The sequence below is a fragment of the Kitasatospora sp. NPDC001547 genome, from assembly GCF_042894165.1.
Lineage (GTDB): Bacteria > Actinomycetota > Actinomycetes > Streptomycetales > Streptomycetaceae > Kitasatospora.
Genome location: NZ_JBIAVL010000014.1, coordinates 222,680 through 239,986, shown reverse-complemented (window position 1 = coordinate 239,986; position 17,307 = coordinate 222,680). Strand labels below are relative to the sequence as shown.

Sequence of the window (17,307 nt, the reverse complement as noted above, 5' to 3'; positions counted from 1 at the left end):
TCCCGTCCCCCTGTTCGACCCGATCCAAGGAACCCCGATGAATCGCCGACTCCCTGTCGCCGTCCTCGCCGTCGCCCTCTCGACCACCCTGCTCGCCGCCTGCGGCAGCAACGGGGACGGCGCCAAGTCGGGCGGCGACTCCGCGTCGTCCGCTTCCTCCGCCTCGGCCGGCACCACCGCCGGTTTCCCGCGCAGCGTCAAGCACGCCGCCGGGACGGCCCAGATCAAGAGCCAGCCCAAGCGCGTCGTGGTCCTGGACAGCGGTGAGCTGGACGACGTCACGCTGCTCGGCATCACGCCGGTCGGCGCGGTGTCCCCGCACATGAAGACCGAGGGCGGGTTCCCGAACTACCTCAAGGACAAGATCAAGGACACCAAGGACGTCGGCCCGATGAACGAGCCGAACCTGGAGCTGATCGCCTCCCTCAAGCCCGACCTGATCCTCTCCTCCAAGGTCCGCCACGCCAAGGTGTACGACCAGCTGAACGCGATCGCCCCGACCGTGCTGGCCGAGACCACGGGCTTCCCGTGGAAGGAGAACCTCGCGCTGTACGCCCAGGCGCTCGGCAAGGAGGACGACGCCAAGAAGGCGCTGGCCGACTACGAGGCGCGGGCGAAGAAGCTCGGCGAGGCGATCAAGGCGAAGAACAACGGGACCATGCCGACGGCCTCGGTGGTCCGCTTCGTGGCCGGCCCGACCCGCCTGTACGCCAAGTCCTCCTACAGCGGCGTGGTGCTCAAGGACGTCGGCCTGGCCCGTCCGGCCTCGCAGGACGTGGAGCAGAACATCGTCGAGGTCAGCGCCGAGCAGATCAACCAGGCCGACGCGGACCTGGTGTTCGTCACCACCGCCGACGACCCGAGCAAGACCAAGGAGAGCGAGGTCCAGCAGACCCCGGTCTGGCAGGGCCTGAACGCGGTCAAGAACAACAAGGTGTTCAACGTCCCGGACGAGACCTGGATGTCCGGCATCGGCGTCCAGGCCGCCGACGCGATGCTCGGCGACATCGCCAAGGCCGCCGGCGTGGAAGCGCCCAAGTAACCGTCGACAGCCGGGGGGCGAACAGCTGACAGATTTCGAAAGTTGTCCACTGTCATCTGTTCGCCCTCTCTCCTCCGCCACCCTCCGAGGTTCCTCCATGCGGCTCTACCTGCTCGCGCTCAACCCCACCGACTCCGTCACCTCCGGCTTCCTGCCCGCCGCCGCCCGGCTCGGGCTCGACGTCACCGTCCTGACCGACGGCGCCGACGCCCACCGACGGGCCTACGCCGAGCTGGCCTTTCCCGCACCCGAGGTCCTGGAGTGCGACGTCCGCGACTTCCGCGCCGTCATCAGCCTCGTCTCCCGCCTCGCCCTCGCCGCCCCGGACCACGCGCCCGACGCGGTGTTCAGCAACAGCGACCACCTCCAGACCCAGACCGCGCTGGCCGCCGAGTACTTCGGCCTGCCGGCCAAGGACTGGAAGGCCGCGCTGCGCGCCAAGGACAAGGGCCAGCTGCGCCGCCACCTCGCGTTGACCGGCCTGGACACCGTCCGCTCCGCCGAGCTGGCCCCCGGCCAGGACCCGGCCGAGCTGGACGTGCCGTTCCCCTGCGTGGTCAAGCCCCGCGAGGGGGTGGCCAGCGAGGACGTCACCCTGGTCGCCGACGCCGCCGAACTCGCCCAGCGCTGCAAGGAGATCCAGCACCGCAGAGCCGGCGCCACCCTGGTGGTCGAGGAGTTCCTGGCCGGGCAGCTGTGCACCCTGGAGACCCTCGGCGACGGCCGCCGACGGCACGTCCTCGGCGGCTTCCGCACCCGGCTCTCCCCGCCGCCGGACTTCATCGAGGAGGTGCTCACCTTCGTCCCGGCCCACCCGCGGCCCGTGGTCGACCAGGTGCTCGCCCAACTCGACGCGCTCGGCGTCGGATTCGGCGTCTGCCACACCGAGTTCGTCGTCCAGCCGGACGGCCGCGCCCGCATCATCGAGGTCAACTACCGCGCCCTCGGCGACCAGTGCGACCTGATGCTGGCCGAGATCCTCGACATACCCCTGTTCGAGCTGATCCTCGGGGTCCACCTGGGCCGCGGCCTGCCCGCCGACCTCGCCGAGCGGTGCGCCGCGACCCCTCGCCGGGCCCGCAACGAGGTGGTCTGCGCCGACCGGGCCGGCGTCCTCACCGCCGCTCCCGGTCCGTACGACGAGGAGCGCGACGGCGTCCGGCTCGCCTACCGCCCGCTGCGCCCGCTCGGCGAGCGCCATGAGCACTACCGCACCAACCGCGACTACCTGGGCGTCGTCTGGACGATCGGCGCCGACCAGGACGCGGTGGACGCCGCCGCCGCCCGTTTCCTCGCCGCCAACCGCTGGGAGATCACCCCATGACCGCCGGAGACCGGACCACGGCCGCGACCGCGGCCCGCCCGGCGGGCCCCGCCGAGCAGCCCCTCATCACGACCGGGCAGACCGCCACCACCACCGGGCAGGCGGCCACCCCCGGGCAGACCGCCACCACCGCCGCGCGGCCGTCGGCCGCGGCCGACCAGCTCACCCTGCGCGTGCTCTCCGCCCTGCTGCGCGAGGACGTCCTCGGCCTGCGCACCCGCGGCACCGTCGAGGACCGCGCCGACGGCCGCTGGCTGACCGTCCCCGAGCTTCGACTCGCCCTGCCCGTACGGCCGGAGGGCTTCCAGTCGGAGTACGCGGCCCGGCTGCCGCTGCTGGAGCTGGCCGGTCGGCGGCTCACCGGCCCGGACACCGTCGTCGCGGCGCTCGCCGAGTCGGCCGAGCCCGAGGACCGGCCCGGCTGGGCGGCCTTCGCCGAGGAGTGCCGGCAGACCCTCGCCACCATGGAGCTGCACGAGCGGGTCCGCCCCGAGGTGCACGAGCGGCTCGCCGACCTGTACGGCGCGGACCCGGCCGACTGGACCGGCCTCGCCGCCGCCCTCGGCCACGACGCCCTGGCCGCCTACCTCGACCACCCGGTCTACCCCACCGCGCGCGGCCGCGCCGGTCTCACCGAGCCCCAACTGCGCTCCTACGCGCCGGAGTTCCACTCCCCCTTCGAGCTGCGCTGGCTGGCGGTGCCGGCCGGCGCGCTGACCGTCCACGGGGACCGCCCACTGCCGAGCTGGTGGCCCACCCCCGCCTGGCTGGGCCTCGCCGACCAATGCCCCGGCGAGGGCTGGGCCACCCTGCCGGTCCACCCGCTCACCGTCGGCGCACCCCTGGACGAGGCGCTGGCCGCCACCGGTCTGGCCGGCCGCGCGGTACTCGCCGAGCGGCCGTACCTGACCGTCGTGCCGACCCTTTCCATGCGCACCGTCGCCGTCGCCGACGACCCCGCCTGCCACCTCAAGCTCCCGCTCGCCACCGCCACCCTGGGCCGCCTCAACCGCCGCACCATCAAGCCCGGCACGCTGCTGGACGGCGCCGCCGGCCAGCGGCTGATCGAGGCCGTGCTGGCGCGCGAAACGCGCTTCGCCGGCCGCGTCCTGCACGCCGACGAGCAGTCCTGGGCGCACGCCGGACACGAGCTGCTGGCCGTCCTGCTGCGCCGCTACCCGGCCGGACTGGAGCAGGCCTCGACCGTTCCGCTGGCAGCCCTGCTGGCTCCCGCGCCCGGCGGCCGGCTGGTCGTCGACCACCTCGCCGACCGCTACTACGGCGGCGACGTCCTGGCCTGCTACGACGCCCTGCTGGAGCTGCTGCTCGACTGGCAGACCACGCTGTTCGGCCATGGCGTCGCCCTGGAGTCGCACCAGCAGAACACCTCCCTGGTGCTCGACCGGGACGGCCTGCGGCTGCTCTACAAGGACGACGACGGACCGCGCGTGCACACCGCCCGGATGACCGCCTCGCTCGGCGAACTCGCGCCCGCCCGCGAGGAGTTCGACGACGCGCGGATATTCGGCGAGGACGACCGGCCGCTCACCGACCTGTTCGCCACCATCACCGGCCACCTGTGCACCGGCGCCCTCGCCTTCGGCCTCGCCGACCACGGCCGGGCCGAACGCGCAGACACCCTGGCCCTGTTGCGCAAGCGCACCGCGGAGGCCGTGGAGCGGCTCGGCCCGGTGGGCGAACCGCTGCGGGCCGCGCTGCTGGACGCCGAACGGCTGCCGGTCAAGGCCATGGTCACCGCCGGGACACTGCTGAGCAAGCAGCGCTCGGGCGCCGCCGACATCAACAAGCACTACACCAGCGGGCCCAACTACCTGCGCGAGCAGCCGGGCGAGCCCGCCTTCGACCACCCGTCAGACCACCCGCACGACCAGCGGCGCACGGACGGGACCGCCCGGTGAGCGTGGAGACCCTGCCGCAGCAGTCGCAGCCCTCGGCCGACCGATCCGGCGGCCTCGGCCGGCGCCAGGTGCACGCCGTCGCGGCGTGCTACTTCGTCGCCTCCTTCGCCGCGCTCGGCCTGCCGCCCTACCTGACCGCGATCCTGCCCGCGCTCGGTGACCAGGAGGCCCGCTGGGCCGGTGTGCTGTACATCGTCCCGACGGTGTTCAGCGCGCTCGGCGCACCGCTGTGGGGCCGACTGGCCGACCGGTTCGGCCGCAAGCGCCTGCTGCTGCGCGCCCAACTCGGGCTCACCGTCTCCTTCCTGCTGGCCGGGGCCGCCGACAGCCTGACCGCGTTCACCCTCGCGCTGGTCCTCCAGGGCTTCCTCGGCGGCACCTTCGCCGCCACCAACGGCTACCTGGCCGCCGCACTCGACGGCCCCCGGCTCTCCCGAGCCCTCACCCTGATGCAGGGCAGCGCGCGGGCGGCGCTGGTGGCGGCGCCGATCCTGGTCGGGGCGCTCTCCCCGTGGATCGACCCGCACCGCCAGTACCTGGTGATGGCCGTACTCCCGCTCGCCGCGGCGGTGTTCCTCTCCCTGCTGCCCGAGCCGGAGCGTCCCGAGGCCGCGACGGCCGCCGACGGCCGGCCGGCCGAGCGGACCGCCACGGTGTCGCTGCTGCCGCTCTACGCCTTCGAGTTCGCCTTCGTCTTCGCGACGGTCATCTCCTTCCCCTACCTGATCGCCCTCGCCGAGCAGCGCCTGCCCGGCGTGGACGGCACCACGACGGGCGTGCTGTTCGCCCTGCCGCACCTGTGCTACCTGGTGTTCGCCGCCCGCACCCACACCGTGTTCCACTCCCGCCCGCACACCGGCATCGCGCTCGGCTTCGGCTTCGTCGCGCTCGGCCTGGCCGGGCACGCGGTGGCGTACTCGCTGCCCGTGTTCGTCGCCGTCCGGCTGCTGCTCGGGGCCGGGCTCACGCTGGGGCTGGTCTGCCTCGCCGTGCTCGCCGCCGGAGCCGCCCAGGGGCGCCAGCCCGGGCGGATGTTCGGCACCCTCGAACTCGTCTCCAAGGGTGGCGCCGTCGCCGCCGGCGCCGTCGCCGCGCTGGCCAACGGGCGGTTCGGCGCCGCCGCCCCCGTGGTGGCCGGAACCGCCGCCGCCCTGCTGGCCGCCGTCGCGGCCACCACCCTCACCCTTCCGTCCCTCCGCCAGCGCTGGAGTCGCCGATGACCCCCGAGCAGTCCGCCCACTCGCCCAGGACCGACGAACCCCGCGACACCACCGGCCGGCCCCTGGATTCCGGCAACCGATCGGGCGGAACCGACGAACTGCCCACCGCCGACGAGGCAGTGGTCCACACCCTGCTGAACTGCCTGCTACGCGAGGTCTCCGCACCCGAGCACCAGACCGCCGCCGACGAGGGCCGGCTGCTGCTGCGCCTGCCGCGCCGCGGCGCCCTGCTGCGGGTCGCCCTGCGCCGCACCTCGCTGCTCGGCGCACACCGCTTCACCGGGCCGGTCGAGGTCGAACGGGACGGCGACTGGTCCGAGTTGGGCTGGCGGGAGCTGGCCGAGTACGTCCAGCACGAGCTGGAGCTGCGGACCGGCACGGTGAACGAGGAGTTCCTCGACCAGGTCGCGTCCAGCCACCACGGCGTCCGCCAAGTCCTGGACGGCCGACCGGCCGCCGGGGCCGACCGCTACCTGGAGTCCGAGCAGGCACTGCTGTTCGGCCACCGCTTCCACCCGGCCCCCAAGTCCCGCTCCGCGGCCCGCGGCGACTGGCGCAGCTACGCCCCCGAGTCCCGCGCCGCCTTCCCGCTGCGCCACCTCGCCGTCCGCTCCGACCTGCTGGCCGAGGAGTCGCTGGACGGGAGCGTGACCGCCCTGCTGGACGGTCTCGGCGAGGTGCCGGACGGCTACCGACTGCTGCCCGCCCATCCCTGGCAGTACCAACTCATCGGCGACCACCCGCTGTTGCGCGCCGCCCTGGCCCGGGGCGACGTCCTCGACCTCGGCCCGCGCGGCGAGCGCTTCACCGCCACCGCCTCGGTGCGCACCCTGCACGGCGCCGACGCCTTCCTCAAGTTCAGCCTGAACGTCCGCATCACCAACTGCCTGCGCAAGAACGCCGCCTACGAGCTCACCGGCGCCGTCGCGCTCACCCGGCTGCTCGCCCCGGCCCTGGCCGACCTCGCCCGGCGCTTCCCCGACTCGGCCATGCTGCGCGAACCGGCCTTCCGCACCCTCGCCCTGCCCGGCGCCGACGGACACCCAGACCGGGAACTGTTCGAGGGCTTCGGCCTGATCGTCCGGGAGGGCTTCGGCGGCGTGCTGCGGCCCGGAGTCACCCCGCTGCTCGCGGCCGCCGTCGCCGACGAACACCCGACCAGCTCCGCCCACATCTCCCGTCTGCTGGACGGGGGTTCGGACGCCGCGGCGGCGCTCGACTGGTGGCGCGCCTATCTGCGGCTGCTCGTCCCGCCGGTCCTGGCCGCGTACTTCGACCACGGCGTGGTGCTCGAACCGCACCTGCAGAACGTGCTGATCGGCGTGGACCGGGCCGGGCACCCCGTCCAGGTGCTCTTCCGCGACCTGGAGGGCACCAAGCTCGTCCCCGAGCAGAACGCCGACATCCTCGCCGCCCTCCCGCCCGAGGTCGCCGGACCGATGACCTACGACGCGGAGCGCGGCTGGGACCGGGTGGTCTACTGCCTGCTGGTCAACCACGTCGCCGAGCTGCTCGCCGCGCTCGCCGACCGGCACCCCGAGCTGGAGTGCGCACTCTGGCAGGCCGTCCGGGACACCCTGGAGGAGTACGCCGCCGCGCACGGCTGCCCGCCCCGGCTGCGCGCGCTGCTCGCCGGCGTCCCGCTGCCCGCCAAGGCCAACCTGCTGACCCGCTGGGAGCGCAAGGCCGACCGCGAGGCCGGCTACGTCCGACTGCCCTCCCCCCTGGCCGGCTCGGTCCTCGCCGAGGCCGCCCGCATGCCCGTCCGTTCGCCCGTCCGCCTTCCCGCCGGGAGCACCGCCCGATGACGTCCGAGACCCTCCGGCCGACCGAGGCCGTCCACCGCCTCGCCGCCGGCCTCGCGCCCGACGAACTGCCCGCCTACGTCTACGACTTGGCCGCGCTGCGGGAGCACGCCACCGCCGTCCGGGCCGCGCTGCCCGAACGGGTGGAGCTGTACTACGCCGCCAAGGCCAACCCGGAGGCGCCGCTGCTGACCGCGCTGCGCGCGGCGGTGGACGGCTACGAGGTGTCCAGCGGCGGCGAGTTGGCCCACGTCCGGGCCGCCGTGCCGGACGCGCCGCTGGCCTTCGGCGGCCCCGGCAAGACCCCGGCCGAGATCACCGCGGCGGTGGACGCCGGGGTGCACCGCTGGCACGTCGAGAGCGAGCAGGAGTTGCACCGGCTGGCCGCCGTCCTCGCGGACCGGCCGGACACCGTCGTGGACGTGCTGCTGCGGGTCAATCTGGCCGTCGAGACCGAGGCGCTCGACGCGGTGCCGCTCGCCATGGGCGGCCGTCCGACGCCGTTCGGGCTGGACCCGGACCGGGCCGAGGAGTGCGTCCGGCTGCTCGCCGACGGCGCTCCGCTGGGGCGGCAGCTGCGGCTGCGCGGCGTGCACGCCCACCTGGCCAGCGGGCTCGCGGCGGCGGAGCAGCTGTCGGTCGCCGACCGGATCGTCGCCTGGTCGGCCGCGCTGGCCGAGCGGCACGGCTTCCCGCTGACCGAGGTCAACATCGGCGGCGGGATGGCCGTGGACTACGCGGACCCGTCCGCCCGCTTCGACTGGACCGCCTTCGGCGAGGGCCTGGCGAAGCTGCTCGACGCCTACCCGGGGCTGACCCTGCGGATCGAGCCGGGCCGGGCGCTGACCGCCTACTGCGGCTGGTACGCGACCGAGGTGCTGGACGTGAAGGCGAGCCACGGCGAGGACTTCGCGGTGGTCCGCGGCGGCACCCACCACCTGCGCACGCCCGCGACCCGGGGCCACTCCCAGCCCTTCGCGGTGCTCCCGGTGGACGCCTGGCCGCACCCGTGGCCGCGTCCCGCCGTCACCACCGGCCGCGCCACCCTGGCCGGGCAGCTCTGCACGCCGAAGGACGTGCTCGCCCACGCCGCCGAGGGAGCGGACGGCCTGCGGTCGGGCGACCGCGTGCTGTTCGCGATGGCGGGCGCGTACGCGTGGAACATCTCACACCACGAGTTCCTGATGCACCCTCGTCCGGGCTTCCACTACCTGGGCGGCGACGGGCCGGGCGCGGCGCAGGAGTGACGGGCGGCCGCAGACAGCCGATGGGTGACAGGCGACGGATGACAGATGACAGATTTCGAAATCTGTCATCTGTCATCTGTTAGCTGTTTCCTGTCATCTGTCTGCCGTCGGCCGGCGGCCGGCGTCGCGCCCCCGGCCCACCACCGCCCCCTTCCGCCACTCGTGGGAGAGTGGTAGGCAGCGAAGGGAGCGCGAACGTGCTGATGGACAAGGTGGCGGAGATACTCGCCGAGGCGTCGGCCGAGGCGGTGGAACCGCGCTTCCGGGCGCTGGCCGCCGGCGAGGTGATGGAGAAGGCCCCCGGTGAGGTCGTGACGGTCGCCGACCGCGAGGCCGAGGCGATCATCGCCCGCCGACTGCACGAGCTGCTGCCCGTTCCCGTGGTCGGCGAGGAGGCCGTCGCCGCCGACCCGTCCCTCGCCCTGGCCCTCCACGACGAGCCCGCCGCCTGGCTGGTCGACCCGGTGGACGGCACCGCCAACTTCGTCGCCGGCAGACCCGAGTACGCCGTGATGTGCTCCCTGGTCCGCTCCGGCCGGACCGTCGCCTCCTGGATCTGGCAGCCCGCCACCGCCACCACCTACTGCGCCGAACTGGGCTCCGGCGCCTGGCGCGACGGGGTCCGCCTGACCCGCCCGCCGGCACCGAAGGACGTCGCGAAGCTGCGCGGCTCGGTGAAGAGCCGCTACCTCGACGCCGACCACCGCCGCCGGCTCCAGGCCAACACCGCGGCCTTCGGCGACATCTCCCCCGGTCGGCACGCCGCCGGAATCGAGTACCCCGACGTCGTCGAGGGCCGCTTCGACTTCATCCTCTACTGGCGCACCCTCCCCTGGGACCACGCCCCCGGCTCCCTCCTGGTCACCGAGGCCGGCGGCGTCTCCGCCCGCCCGGACGGCACCCCCTACCGCCCGGAGGCCCCCGGCTGCGCGGACGGACTCCTGGTCGCCGCCGACCCCGACACCTGGGAGCTCACCCGGTCGATCCTCCTGGCCGACTGACCCCGGACCCCTCCGACCCCTCGGGCCCCTCGGGCCGATCGGGCCGATCGCTGGCCCGACGGGCCGACCTGCCCGCCCTACCCCGCCCGCTCGCCCGCCACCTTGCGGCCGGCGCCCACCACCTCCCGCAGCAGCGCGCCGATCTCCCCCACCGTCGTGTGGGGGTTCAGCAGGGTGAGCTTCAGCCGGACCCGCCCCGGTCCGTCACCCGGGAGTTCGGTGCGCCCGACCACCGCCCGGCCGGTGCGCAGCAGCAGGCGCCGCAGCCGGCCGTTCAGCTCGTCCAGCGCCGCCTCGTCCGTCACACCGGGCGGCCGGTAGCGGAAGAGCACGGCGGTGAGCACGGGCTCGGTGTGGAGTTCGAGCGTCGGATCGGCGCGCACGGCGTCGGCGGCGGCGCGGGCGAGGTCGTGGCAGGTGTCGACCAGCCGGCCGAGGCCGTCGCGGCCGAGGGTGCGCAGGGTGACGGCGAGTTTGAAGGCGTCGGCCCGGCGGGTGGTGCGCAGCGAGCGGCCGAGCAGGCTGGGGTAGCCGGCCTGCTCGTCGTCGATGGGGTTGAGGTACTCGGCGCGGCGGGCGAGCGAGACGTAGGTCTCGGCGCGGCGCACCAGGAAGACCCCGGCCGCGGCGGGCTGCCAGCCGAGCTTGTGCCAGTCGAGGGAGACCGAGTCGGCGCGGGCGATGCCGTCGAGCAGCGGGGCGAGCCGGTCGGAGAGCAGCGCCCCGCCGCCGTACGCGGCGTCCACGTGCAGCCAGGCGCCGTAGCGGCCGGCGAGGTCGGCGGCGGCGTTCAGCGGGTCGACGGCTCCGGTGTCGGTGGTGCCGGCGGTGGCGACCACGGCGATCGGGGTCCGTCCGGCCCAGCTGGCCTCGGCCATCGCCCGTTCCAGTTCGGCCTCCCGCATCCGCAGTCCGCGGTCGACCGGGACGGGGATGACGGCCCGCTCGCCGAGGCCGAGCAGGGCGGCGGAGCGCTGGACGGAGAAGTGCGCGGCCTCGGAGGCGAGGATGCACGGGCGGACGCCGGCCGGGAGGCCGTCCAACTCCACGATGCCGTCGAGCTTCTGGTCGCGCGCCAGCATGAGCCCCATGAGGTTGGACTCGGTGCCTCCGGAGGTGAGGACGCCGGCGGAGCGCTGCGGGTCGTAGCCGACCAGCCCGGCGATCTCGACGAGCAGGGCGCTCTCCAGGGCGGTGGCGGCGGGGGCCTGGTCCCAGGAGTCCTGGGAGGGGTTGAGGGCGCTGACCGCGAGGTCCGCCGCAGCGGCGACGGCGAGCGGCGGGCAGTGCAGGTGGGCGGCGCAGGCCGGGTCGGCGGGGTCGGCTGCCCCGTAGGCGAGGAGTTCGGTGAGCCGGGCGAGCGCGCCCGGCCCGTCGGCGGCGGCCAGCGCGTCGTCGACGAGGGCGGCGATCTCGGCCGGGCTGCCCGCCGGGAGCGGTCCGGAGCGCATGGCGGTGCCGGCCTCCAGCGAGTCGAGGACGGTGGCCAGCAGTGGCGCGAGCGCGCCCGGCCCGGCCGCGCCGCCCGCCAGGGCGTCCGTAGCGGCGCCGTCGCCGGGCAGCCCGCCGGGGCCGGATCCGGGCCCGCTCACCGCTGCCCCCGCCCCGTCGGCGCCCCTGCCGGACCGTGCGCGGGCCCACCCGCCGGACCGTGCGCCGACGCACCCGCGGGACGGCTCGTGGAAGCCGCAGCGATCGCCTCCGCCAACCGTTCCAGCACCGCCGCCACCTGCTCGTCCGTGATGGTGAGCGGCGGGAGCAGCCGCAGCACCGCGTCGTGGCGCCCGCCGAGTTCGACGATCAGTCCCCGCGCCAGGCACGCCTCCCGGACCCGTACCGCAAGCGCCGGGTCGGCCGGCCGGGCGCCGCACGCGTCGGGTTCGGCCGCCGGGTCGACCAGTTCGACCCCGAGCATCAGCCCCCGGCCTCGCACGTCGCCGATCACCGGCAGCTCGACGGCGAGTTCGCGCAGCCGGGCGGCCATCCGCTCGCCGACCACGGCGGCCCGCTCGGCCAGCCCGTTCGCCGCGACGTGGCGCAGCGTCGCGGCCCCGGCGGCCATGGCGAGGGTGTTGCCGCGGAAGGTGCCGGTGTGGGCGCCGGGCCGCCAGCCGTCGTAGTCCTCGCGGTAGACGACGACGGCGAGCGGCAGGCTGCCGCCGATGGCCTTGGACAGGACCATGGCGTCCGGGACGATGCCGCTGTGCTGGATCGCCCACATGGCGCCGGTGCGGCCGACTCCGGTCTGCACCTCGTCGACGATCAGCGGGATGCCGCGTTCGGCGGTGATCCGGCGCATCGCGCGCAGCCAGCCGTCGGGCGCGGGGACGACGCCGCCCTCGCCCTGGACGGCTTCCAGGATCATCGCGGCGGGTGTCACCACACCGCCCGAGGGGTCGTCCAGCAGCCGTTCCACGTAGGTCGCGGCGAGGTCGGCGCCCGCCTCGCCGCCGACGCCGAACGGGCAGCGGTAGCCGTACGGATACGGCAGCCGGGCGACCTCGCCGCCGCTCGGCAGCGGTTCCTTGACGGCGACGTTGCCGGTGAGCGCGAGGGCGCCGGCGGTCATGCCGTGGTAGGCGCCGGTGAAGGCGAGCGCGCCGGAGCGGCCGGTGGCGGTCTGCATCAGCTTGAGCGCGGCCTCGACGGCGTCCGTCCCGGCCGGCCCGCAGAAGTGCACCCGGGCGCGGTCGGCGAACTCGGCGGGCAGGCTCTCGAACAGCGCGCTGGTGAAGTCGTCCTTCTCGGCGGTGGCGAGGTCGAGCAGGTGCAGCGGGGCACCGCTGTCGAGGGTGCGGCGGATCGCCTCCAGCACCACCGGGTGGTTGTGGCCGAGGGCGAGCGTGCCGGCACCGGAGAGGCAGTCCAGGTAGCGCCGCCCGTCGGCGCCCTCGACGGTCATGCCGTGGGCGCGGACCGGGACGATCGGGAAGGAGCGGGCGTACGTTCTGGCGGCGGACTCGCGGACGCGCTGACGGCGCAGGATGGCTTCACCGGCGGCCGGGGCTCCGGAGGCGGCCTGGACGGGTACGGCAGCGAGTGACACGGGAAACCCCCAGGGGAAGTTAGGTAAGCCTAACTTTACTGCCCTTGACCTGGCGGAATGCCCTCGGGCCCCCAGAACCACCCGAGTGAGTGAACCGCCCCCGGCTCCTCCAACGAGCGCCGCGCGGAAAGGTCACGCAGGAGGGCCGACGGACCCGTGCGCCGGCCGTCAGGACCGGCCCCGCCACCGGTAGCAGAGCTCCGGCCGCCCGACGCTCCCGTACTGCGGCTCCCGCACCGCGGACCCGGCCTCCACCAGGTGCTCCAGGTAGCGCCGCGCGGTGATCCGGGAGACCCCGGCCGCGGCGCCCGCGGCCGCCGCCGACAGCCCGGTGGACGACTCCCGCAGCACCGAGGCGACGGTGTCCAGGGTGGGCGCGGACAACCCCTTGGGCAGGGTGCTGCGCTCCGGCGTGCGGAGCAGGGCGAACGCCTGGTCGACCTCCTCCTGCCCGGTCGCCTCACCGGTGCGCCCGAGGCTGTCGCGGTAGCGGGCGTATCGCTCCAGGCGGTCGTGCAGGGCGGCCGCGCTGAACGGCTTCAGCAGGTACTGCACGACGCCCGCGGAGACCGCCTGCCGGACCATGGCGAGATCGCGGGCGGAGGTCACCGCGATGACGTCGGCGCCGTGGCCCGCCGCGCGCAGCGTGCGGCAGAGCTGGAGCCCGTGGCCGTCCGGGAGGTAGAGGTCGAGCAGGACCAGGTCGACGGGCTTCCCGGCGGCGCGGGACCGGTCGAGGAAGCGCAGCGCGTCGGCGCAGCTGTGGACCGTCCCCGCGGCGTGGAAGCCGGGCTCGCGCCGGACGTACAGGGTGTGCGCGGCGGCGGCCACCGGGTCGTCCTCGACCACCAGGACGGAGATCCCCGCGCCGGCGGTGTCGACGGCGCTGCTCACACCAGGGCCCCTTCCTGCTCCCGGCCGTCGGCCTCGCCGAACCGGCCGCCGGCCCCACCGGACCGGCCGGTGGACGCCCCCGGTCCTCCGATCGATCCCCCGGGCCCGCCGGCCGGCCCTCCCGACCCTCCCGGCCCTCCCGGCCCGCCGATCCGGCCTGCCGGCCGTCCGGCCAGCGGCAGCCGCACCGTGAGCACCGCGCCGCGCTCCCGTCCGACCTCGACGGTGCCGCCGTTGCGCCGGGCGGCCTGGGCCACCAGGGCCAGCCCGAGCCCGTGCCCGCGGCCGTCCTGCTTGGTGCTCCAGCCGCGCCGGAACACGTCCTCGACCGCGGCCGGGTCGATCCCCGCGCCGGTGTCGGCGACCCGCAGCAGCAGGCAGTCGCCGACCGTCCCCGCGCCCTCGCCGCCGCTGTCGCCTTGGCCTCCCTCGCCGCCTCGGCCGCCTTCGCCTTCGCCGCCGCTCCGGCCGTCGCGGTCCTGAGTGCTGTCGCCCTGCGCGCTGTCGTCCCGAGCGCCGCAGTCCCGGCCATCGGCGATCCGTGCGGTGACGGTGACCTCCGGCGGGACGGAGCTATCGGCCGCGCCGGCGATGGCCGCGTCCACGGCGTTGTCGATCAGGTTGCCGAGCACGGTGATCAGGTCCCGCGCGGAGAGCCCGGGCGGCAGCACCCCGTCGTCGATGCGGCTGTCCTCGGTGAGGGTCAACTCCACGCCCCGTTCGGCGGCTTGGGCCGCCTTGCCGAGCAGCAGCGCGGCCAGCACCGGCTCGCCGACCGCCGCGACCACCCGGTCGGTGAGCTGCTGGGCGAGCGCCAGCTCGGCGGTGGCGAACTCCACCGCCTGTTCGTGGCGGCCGAGTTCGATCAGCGACACCACCGCGTGCAGGCGGTTGGCGGCCTCGTGCGCCTGCGCGCCGAGCGCGTCGGTAAAACCTCGCACCGAGTCCAACTCGCCGCTGAGGGCTTGGAGTTCGGTGTGGTCCCGGAGGGTGACCACCCGGCCGAGACCGGTGCCGGTGCCGATGGTGGAGGTGTTCAGCACGACGACCCGCTCGGCGGTCAGGTGCACCTCGTCCCGGACCGGCTCCGCCCCCAGCACGGCCGTCACCAGCGCCTCCGGCAGGCCCAGCTCCACCACCGGCCGGCCGTCCACCGCGCCTGCCAGGCCGAGCAGTTCACGGGCGGCGTCGTTGCACAGCACCACCCGGTGCGAGCGGTCCAGCAGGACCAGCCCCTCGCGCACCGCGTGCAGGGTGGCCTGGTGGTACTCGTAGAGGTGGCTCAGCTCGTCCGGCCCCATTCCGTGGGTGTGCCGCCGCAGCCGGGAGTTGGCGAGGTAGGTGCCGACGCCGCCGGCCGCGAGCGCGGCCACCGCCACCCCGACCAGGGCGAGCAGCGGACCGCTCAGCTGCTCGGAGATCGACTCCACCGTGAGGCCCACGCTGACCAGTGCGACCACCCGGTGCCGCTCGTCCCACACCGGGGCGACCACCCGTACGGACGGGCCGAGCGTGCCGGTGTACGTCTCGCTGCGGATCTGCCCGGCGAGCGCCCAGTCGATGTGCCCGAGGTAGGTCCGGCCGATCTGTTCGGGCAGCGGGTGGGTCCAGCGCACACCGTCGGTGTCCATGACGGTGATGAAGGAGACGCCGGTGTCGGCCCGCACCTGCTCCACGTACGGCTGGAGCACCGCGGTCGGGTCCGGCCCGCCGACGGCGGCCCGGACGGACGGCGAGTCGGCGACGGCGTGCGCGACCGAGGTGACCTGGCGACGGGCGGCGTCCTCGGTGCGCTCGGCGGTGAAGAGGTACGCGAGCACCGCGCCCCCGGCGACCACGGCGGCGACGATCACCACCTGGACGACGAACAGCTGCCCGGCCAGGCTCCGGACCAGCCGCCGGGGCAGGCATCGGACCAGGCGCCGCGGAACGCGGCTGGACAGGCACCGGGCCAGGCACCAGGCCAGTGGCCCGGCCAGACGCCGGCAGAGGCCGAGGCGCTGAGGCAGCCGCCGCGGCCCGCGACCCGTCGGCCGGTGCGAGCGGCGGCGCGGGGCGGCGGAGGCGGGGCTCTCGGACATGCCTGCCAGTGTGCACCACGCCCGCCGACGGTCCCAGGGCCCGGCCGGTGCCCACCCGGGGCACTGACCGGGCATCCCGGCGCCCCGCACCATTCGTGAACTCTATGAACGCAAACGTGACCTCCGTCACTCCGGGGCCCCATAGTCGGATCGGCCCACCCCCCGGGGCTACCAGGACGCACGGCAAGGGAGCCGCAGATGTCGATCGATGAAGCCGCCGTGGCGGCGCGCCCCAGACGCAAGGACCGGACGCACTACCTCTACATCGCCGTGATCGCCGCGGTGGTCGCCGGTGTGGTGGTCGGTCTGGCCGCCCCCGGTGTCGCCGTGGAGCTGAAGCCGGTCGGCACGGGCTTCGTCAACCTGATCAAGATGATGATCAGCCCGGTGATCTTCTGCACCATCGTCCTGGGCATCGGCTCGGTGACCAAGGCCGCGAAGGTCGGCAAGGTCGGCGGCCTCGCCATCGGCTACTTCCTCACCATGTCGACCGTCGCCCTGGCCATCGGCATGGTCGTCGGCAACCTGCTGGAGCCCGGTGGCGGTCTGCACCTGACCGCCGCGCTCGCCAAGTCCGGTCACGCCCAGGCGGCCGCCGGCGGCGCCCAGTCGACCGCCGACTTCCTGCTCGGGATGATCCCCGAGACCCTGTTCTCCGCCCTCACCCAGGGCAAGGTGCTCCAGACCCTGCTGGTCGCCCTGCTCGCCGGCTTCGCGCTCCAGGCGATGGGCCCGGCCGGCGCGCCCGTGCTGCGCGGGATCGAGCACGTGCAGCGGCTGGTGTTCCGGATCATGTCGATGATCATGTGGGTCGCGCCGATCGGCGCCTTCGGGGCGATGGCCGCCGTGGTCGGGGCCACCGGCACCGCCGCGCTGAAGAGCCTGGCCGTCATCATGATCGGCTTCTACGTCACCTGCGTGCTGTTCGTGGTCGTGGTGCTGGGCGCGCTGCTGCGCCTGGTCGCCGGCGTCAACGTGTTCACGCTGCTGAAGTACCTCGGCCGCGAGTTCCTGCTGATCCTCTCCACCTCCTCCTCCGAGAGCGCGCTGCCCCGCCTGATCGCCAAGATGGAGCACCTGGGCGTCAGCCGCCCGGTCGTCGGCATCACCGTGCCGACCGGCTACAGCTTCAACCTCGACGGCACCGCCATCTACCTGACCATGGCCTCGATCTTCATCTCCGAGGCGATGGACAAGCCGATGTCGCTCGGCGAGCAGATCTCGCTGCTGGTCTTCATGGTGATCGCGAGCAAGGGCGCGGCCGGGGTCACCGGCGCCGGGCTGGCCACCCTCGCGGGCGGACTCCAGTCACACAAGCCCGCGCTGGTGGACGGCGTCGGCCTGATCGTCGGCATCGACCGCTTCATGTCGGAGGCCCGCGCGCTCACCAACTTCGCGGGCAACGCCGTCGCGACCGTGCTGATCGGGCACTGGACCGGTGAGCTCGACAGCGAGCGTGCCCGGCGGGTGCTGGCCGGCGAGCTGCCGTTCGACGAGCTGACGCTGGTCGACGCCCACGGTGCCCACGGTGCGCCCGCCGATCCCGCCACCGCGCCGGACGGCTCCCGGGCTGCCGCCCCCGAGGCCTCCCCCGCCCAGGGCACCGCCCCCGTCGGCGCCTGAGCCCGACAGCGGTCCCCGCACTCCCCCGGCCCGGCGCCTCCACCAACCCCGGAAACGGCGCCGGACCGGGGGTCTTCGCTGTCCGGCCGACCGGATCTCCCGGCT

At 74.8% G+C, this 17,307-nt stretch carries 12 protein-coding genes; 8 read left to right on the top strand and 4 right to left on the bottom strand.

Features of this window, described 5'->3' with window-relative positions; translation table 11 throughout:
* The first annotated feature begins 37 nt into the window (after positions 1-37).
* The 7 genes from ACFY0X_RS25245 to ACFY0X_RS25215 all read left to right on the top strand — a co-directional run bounded on the left by ACFY0X_RS25245 (position 38) and on the right by ACFY0X_RS25215 (position 9,558).
* A complete protein-coding gene (locus ACFY0X_RS25245; RefSeq protein ID WP_387757739.1) occupies positions 38-1,042 on the top strand; it encodes an ABC transporter substrate-binding protein in 1,005 nt (334 codons plus the stop codon).
* Between the two features lie 97 nt (positions 1,043-1,139).
* Positions 1,140-2,366, top strand: a complete 1,227-nt coding sequence (locus tag ACFY0X_RS25240) for an acetyl-CoA carboxylase biotin carboxylase subunit family protein (RefSeq protein WP_387757738.1) — start codon at positions 1,140-1,142, stop codon at positions 2,364-2,366.
* Positions 2,363-4,285 carry an IucA/IucC family protein gene (locus ACFY0X_RS25235; RefSeq protein WP_387757736.1) on the top strand — a complete coding sequence of 641 codons (1,923 nt, stop codon included), beginning with the start codon at positions 2,363-2,365 and terminating at the stop codon, positions 4,283-4,285. The genes ACFY0X_RS25240 and ACFY0X_RS25235 overlap by 4 nt, the downstream gene beginning before the upstream one ends.
* Positions 4,282-5,505 (top strand): MFS transporter, encoded by a 1,224-nt coding sequence (locus ACFY0X_RS25230; protein WP_387757735.1) that lies wholly within the window; start codon positions 4,282-4,284, stop codon positions 5,503-5,505. The genes ACFY0X_RS25235 and ACFY0X_RS25230 overlap by 4 nt, the downstream gene beginning before the upstream one ends.
* Positions 5,502-7,313: an IucA/IucC family protein gene (locus tag ACFY0X_RS25225; RefSeq protein WP_387757734.1), complete on the top strand. Its 1,812-nt coding sequence runs from the start codon at positions 5,502-5,504 to the stop codon at positions 7,311-7,313. The genes ACFY0X_RS25230 and ACFY0X_RS25225 overlap by 4 nt, the downstream gene beginning before the upstream one ends.
* Complete coding sequence (locus ACFY0X_RS25220; protein ID WP_387757733.1) at positions 7,310-8,557, top strand: type III PLP-dependent enzyme; 1,248 nt, start codon at positions 7,310-7,312, stop codon at positions 8,555-8,557. Before ACFY0X_RS25225 ends, ACFY0X_RS25220 begins: the two co-directional genes overlap by 4 nt.
* A gap of 203 nt (positions 8,558-8,760) precedes the next feature.
* Positions 8,761-9,558: an inositol monophosphatase family protein gene (locus ACFY0X_RS25215; protein WP_387757788.1), complete on the top strand. Its 798-nt coding sequence runs from the start codon at positions 8,761-8,763 to the stop codon at positions 9,556-9,558.
* A 77-nt stretch (positions 9,559-9,635) separates the two neighbouring features.
* Here ACFY0X_RS25215 and ACFY0X_RS25210 read toward each other — a convergent pair whose 3' ends face one another.
* From ACFY0X_RS25210 to ACFY0X_RS25195, 4 genes are all read right to left on the bottom strand, one after another.
* Positions 9,636-11,150, bottom strand: a complete 1,515-nt coding sequence (locus tag ACFY0X_RS25210) for a pyridoxal phosphate-dependent decarboxylase family protein (protein WP_387757731.1) — start codon at positions 11,148-11,150, stop codon at positions 9,636-9,638.
* The gene (locus ACFY0X_RS25205) at positions 11,147-12,604 is read right to left on the bottom strand and encodes a diaminobutyrate--2-oxoglutarate transaminase (protein WP_387757730.1); all 1,458 of its coding nucleotides are present in this window, start codon (positions 12,602-12,604) and stop codon (positions 11,147-11,149) included. The genes ACFY0X_RS25210 and ACFY0X_RS25205 overlap by 4 nt, the downstream gene beginning before the upstream one ends.
* A gap of 168 nt (positions 12,605-12,772) precedes the next feature.
* Positions 12,773-13,498 (bottom strand): response regulator, encoded by a 726-nt coding sequence (locus tag ACFY0X_RS25200; RefSeq protein WP_387757728.1) that lies wholly within the window; start codon positions 13,496-13,498, stop codon positions 12,773-12,775.
* Complete coding sequence (locus tag ACFY0X_RS25195) at positions 13,495-15,579, bottom strand: ATP-binding protein (RefSeq protein WP_387757727.1); 2,085 nt, start codon at positions 15,577-15,579, stop codon at positions 13,495-13,497. Before ACFY0X_RS25195 ends, ACFY0X_RS25200 begins: the two co-directional genes overlap by 4 nt.
* Before the next feature lie 198 nt (positions 15,580-15,777).
* Here ACFY0X_RS25195 and ACFY0X_RS25190 point away from each other — a divergent pair, with 198 nt between their 5' ends.
* Complete coding sequence (locus tag ACFY0X_RS25190) at positions 15,778-17,202, top strand: cation:dicarboxylate symporter family transporter (protein WP_387757725.1); 1,425 nt, start codon at positions 15,778-15,780, stop codon at positions 17,200-17,202.
* Positions 17,203-17,307: the final 105 nt, after the last annotated feature.

What these genes read in the sequence shown, in the direction of transcription:
- ACFY0X_RS25245 (WP_387757739.1), top strand. Translation starts at nt 38, where the DNA reads ATGAATCGCCGACTCCCTGTCGCCGTCCTCGCCGTCGCCCTCTCGACC.
- ACFY0X_RS25240 (WP_387757738.1), top strand. Translation starts at nt 1,140, where the DNA reads ATGCGGCTCTACCTGCTCGCGCTCAACCCCACCGACTCCGTCACCTCC.
- ACFY0X_RS25235 (WP_387757736.1), top strand. Translation starts at nt 2,363, where the DNA reads ATGACCGCCGGAGACCGGACCACGGCCGCGACCGCGGCCCGCCCGGCG.
- ACFY0X_RS25225 (WP_387757734.1), top strand. Translation starts at nt 5,502, where the DNA reads ATGACCCCCGAGCAGTCCGCCCACTCGCCCAGGACCGACGAACCCCGC.
- ACFY0X_RS25220 (WP_387757733.1), top strand. Translation starts at nt 7,310, where the DNA reads ATGACGTCCGAGACCCTCCGGCCGACCGAGGCCGTCCACCGCCTCGCC.
- ACFY0X_RS25215 (WP_387757788.1), top strand. Translation starts at nt 8,761, where the DNA reads ATGGACAAGGTGGCGGAGATACTCGCCGAGGCGTCGGCCGAGGCGGTG.
- ACFY0X_RS25195 (WP_387757727.1), bottom strand. Translation starts at nt 15,579, where the DNA reads ATGTCCGAGAGCCCCGCCTCCGCCGCCCCGCGCCGCCGCTCGCACCGG.
- ACFY0X_RS25190 (WP_387757725.1), top strand. Translation starts at nt 15,778, where the DNA reads ATGTCGATCGATGAAGCCGCCGTGGCGGCGCGCCCCAGACGCAAGGAC.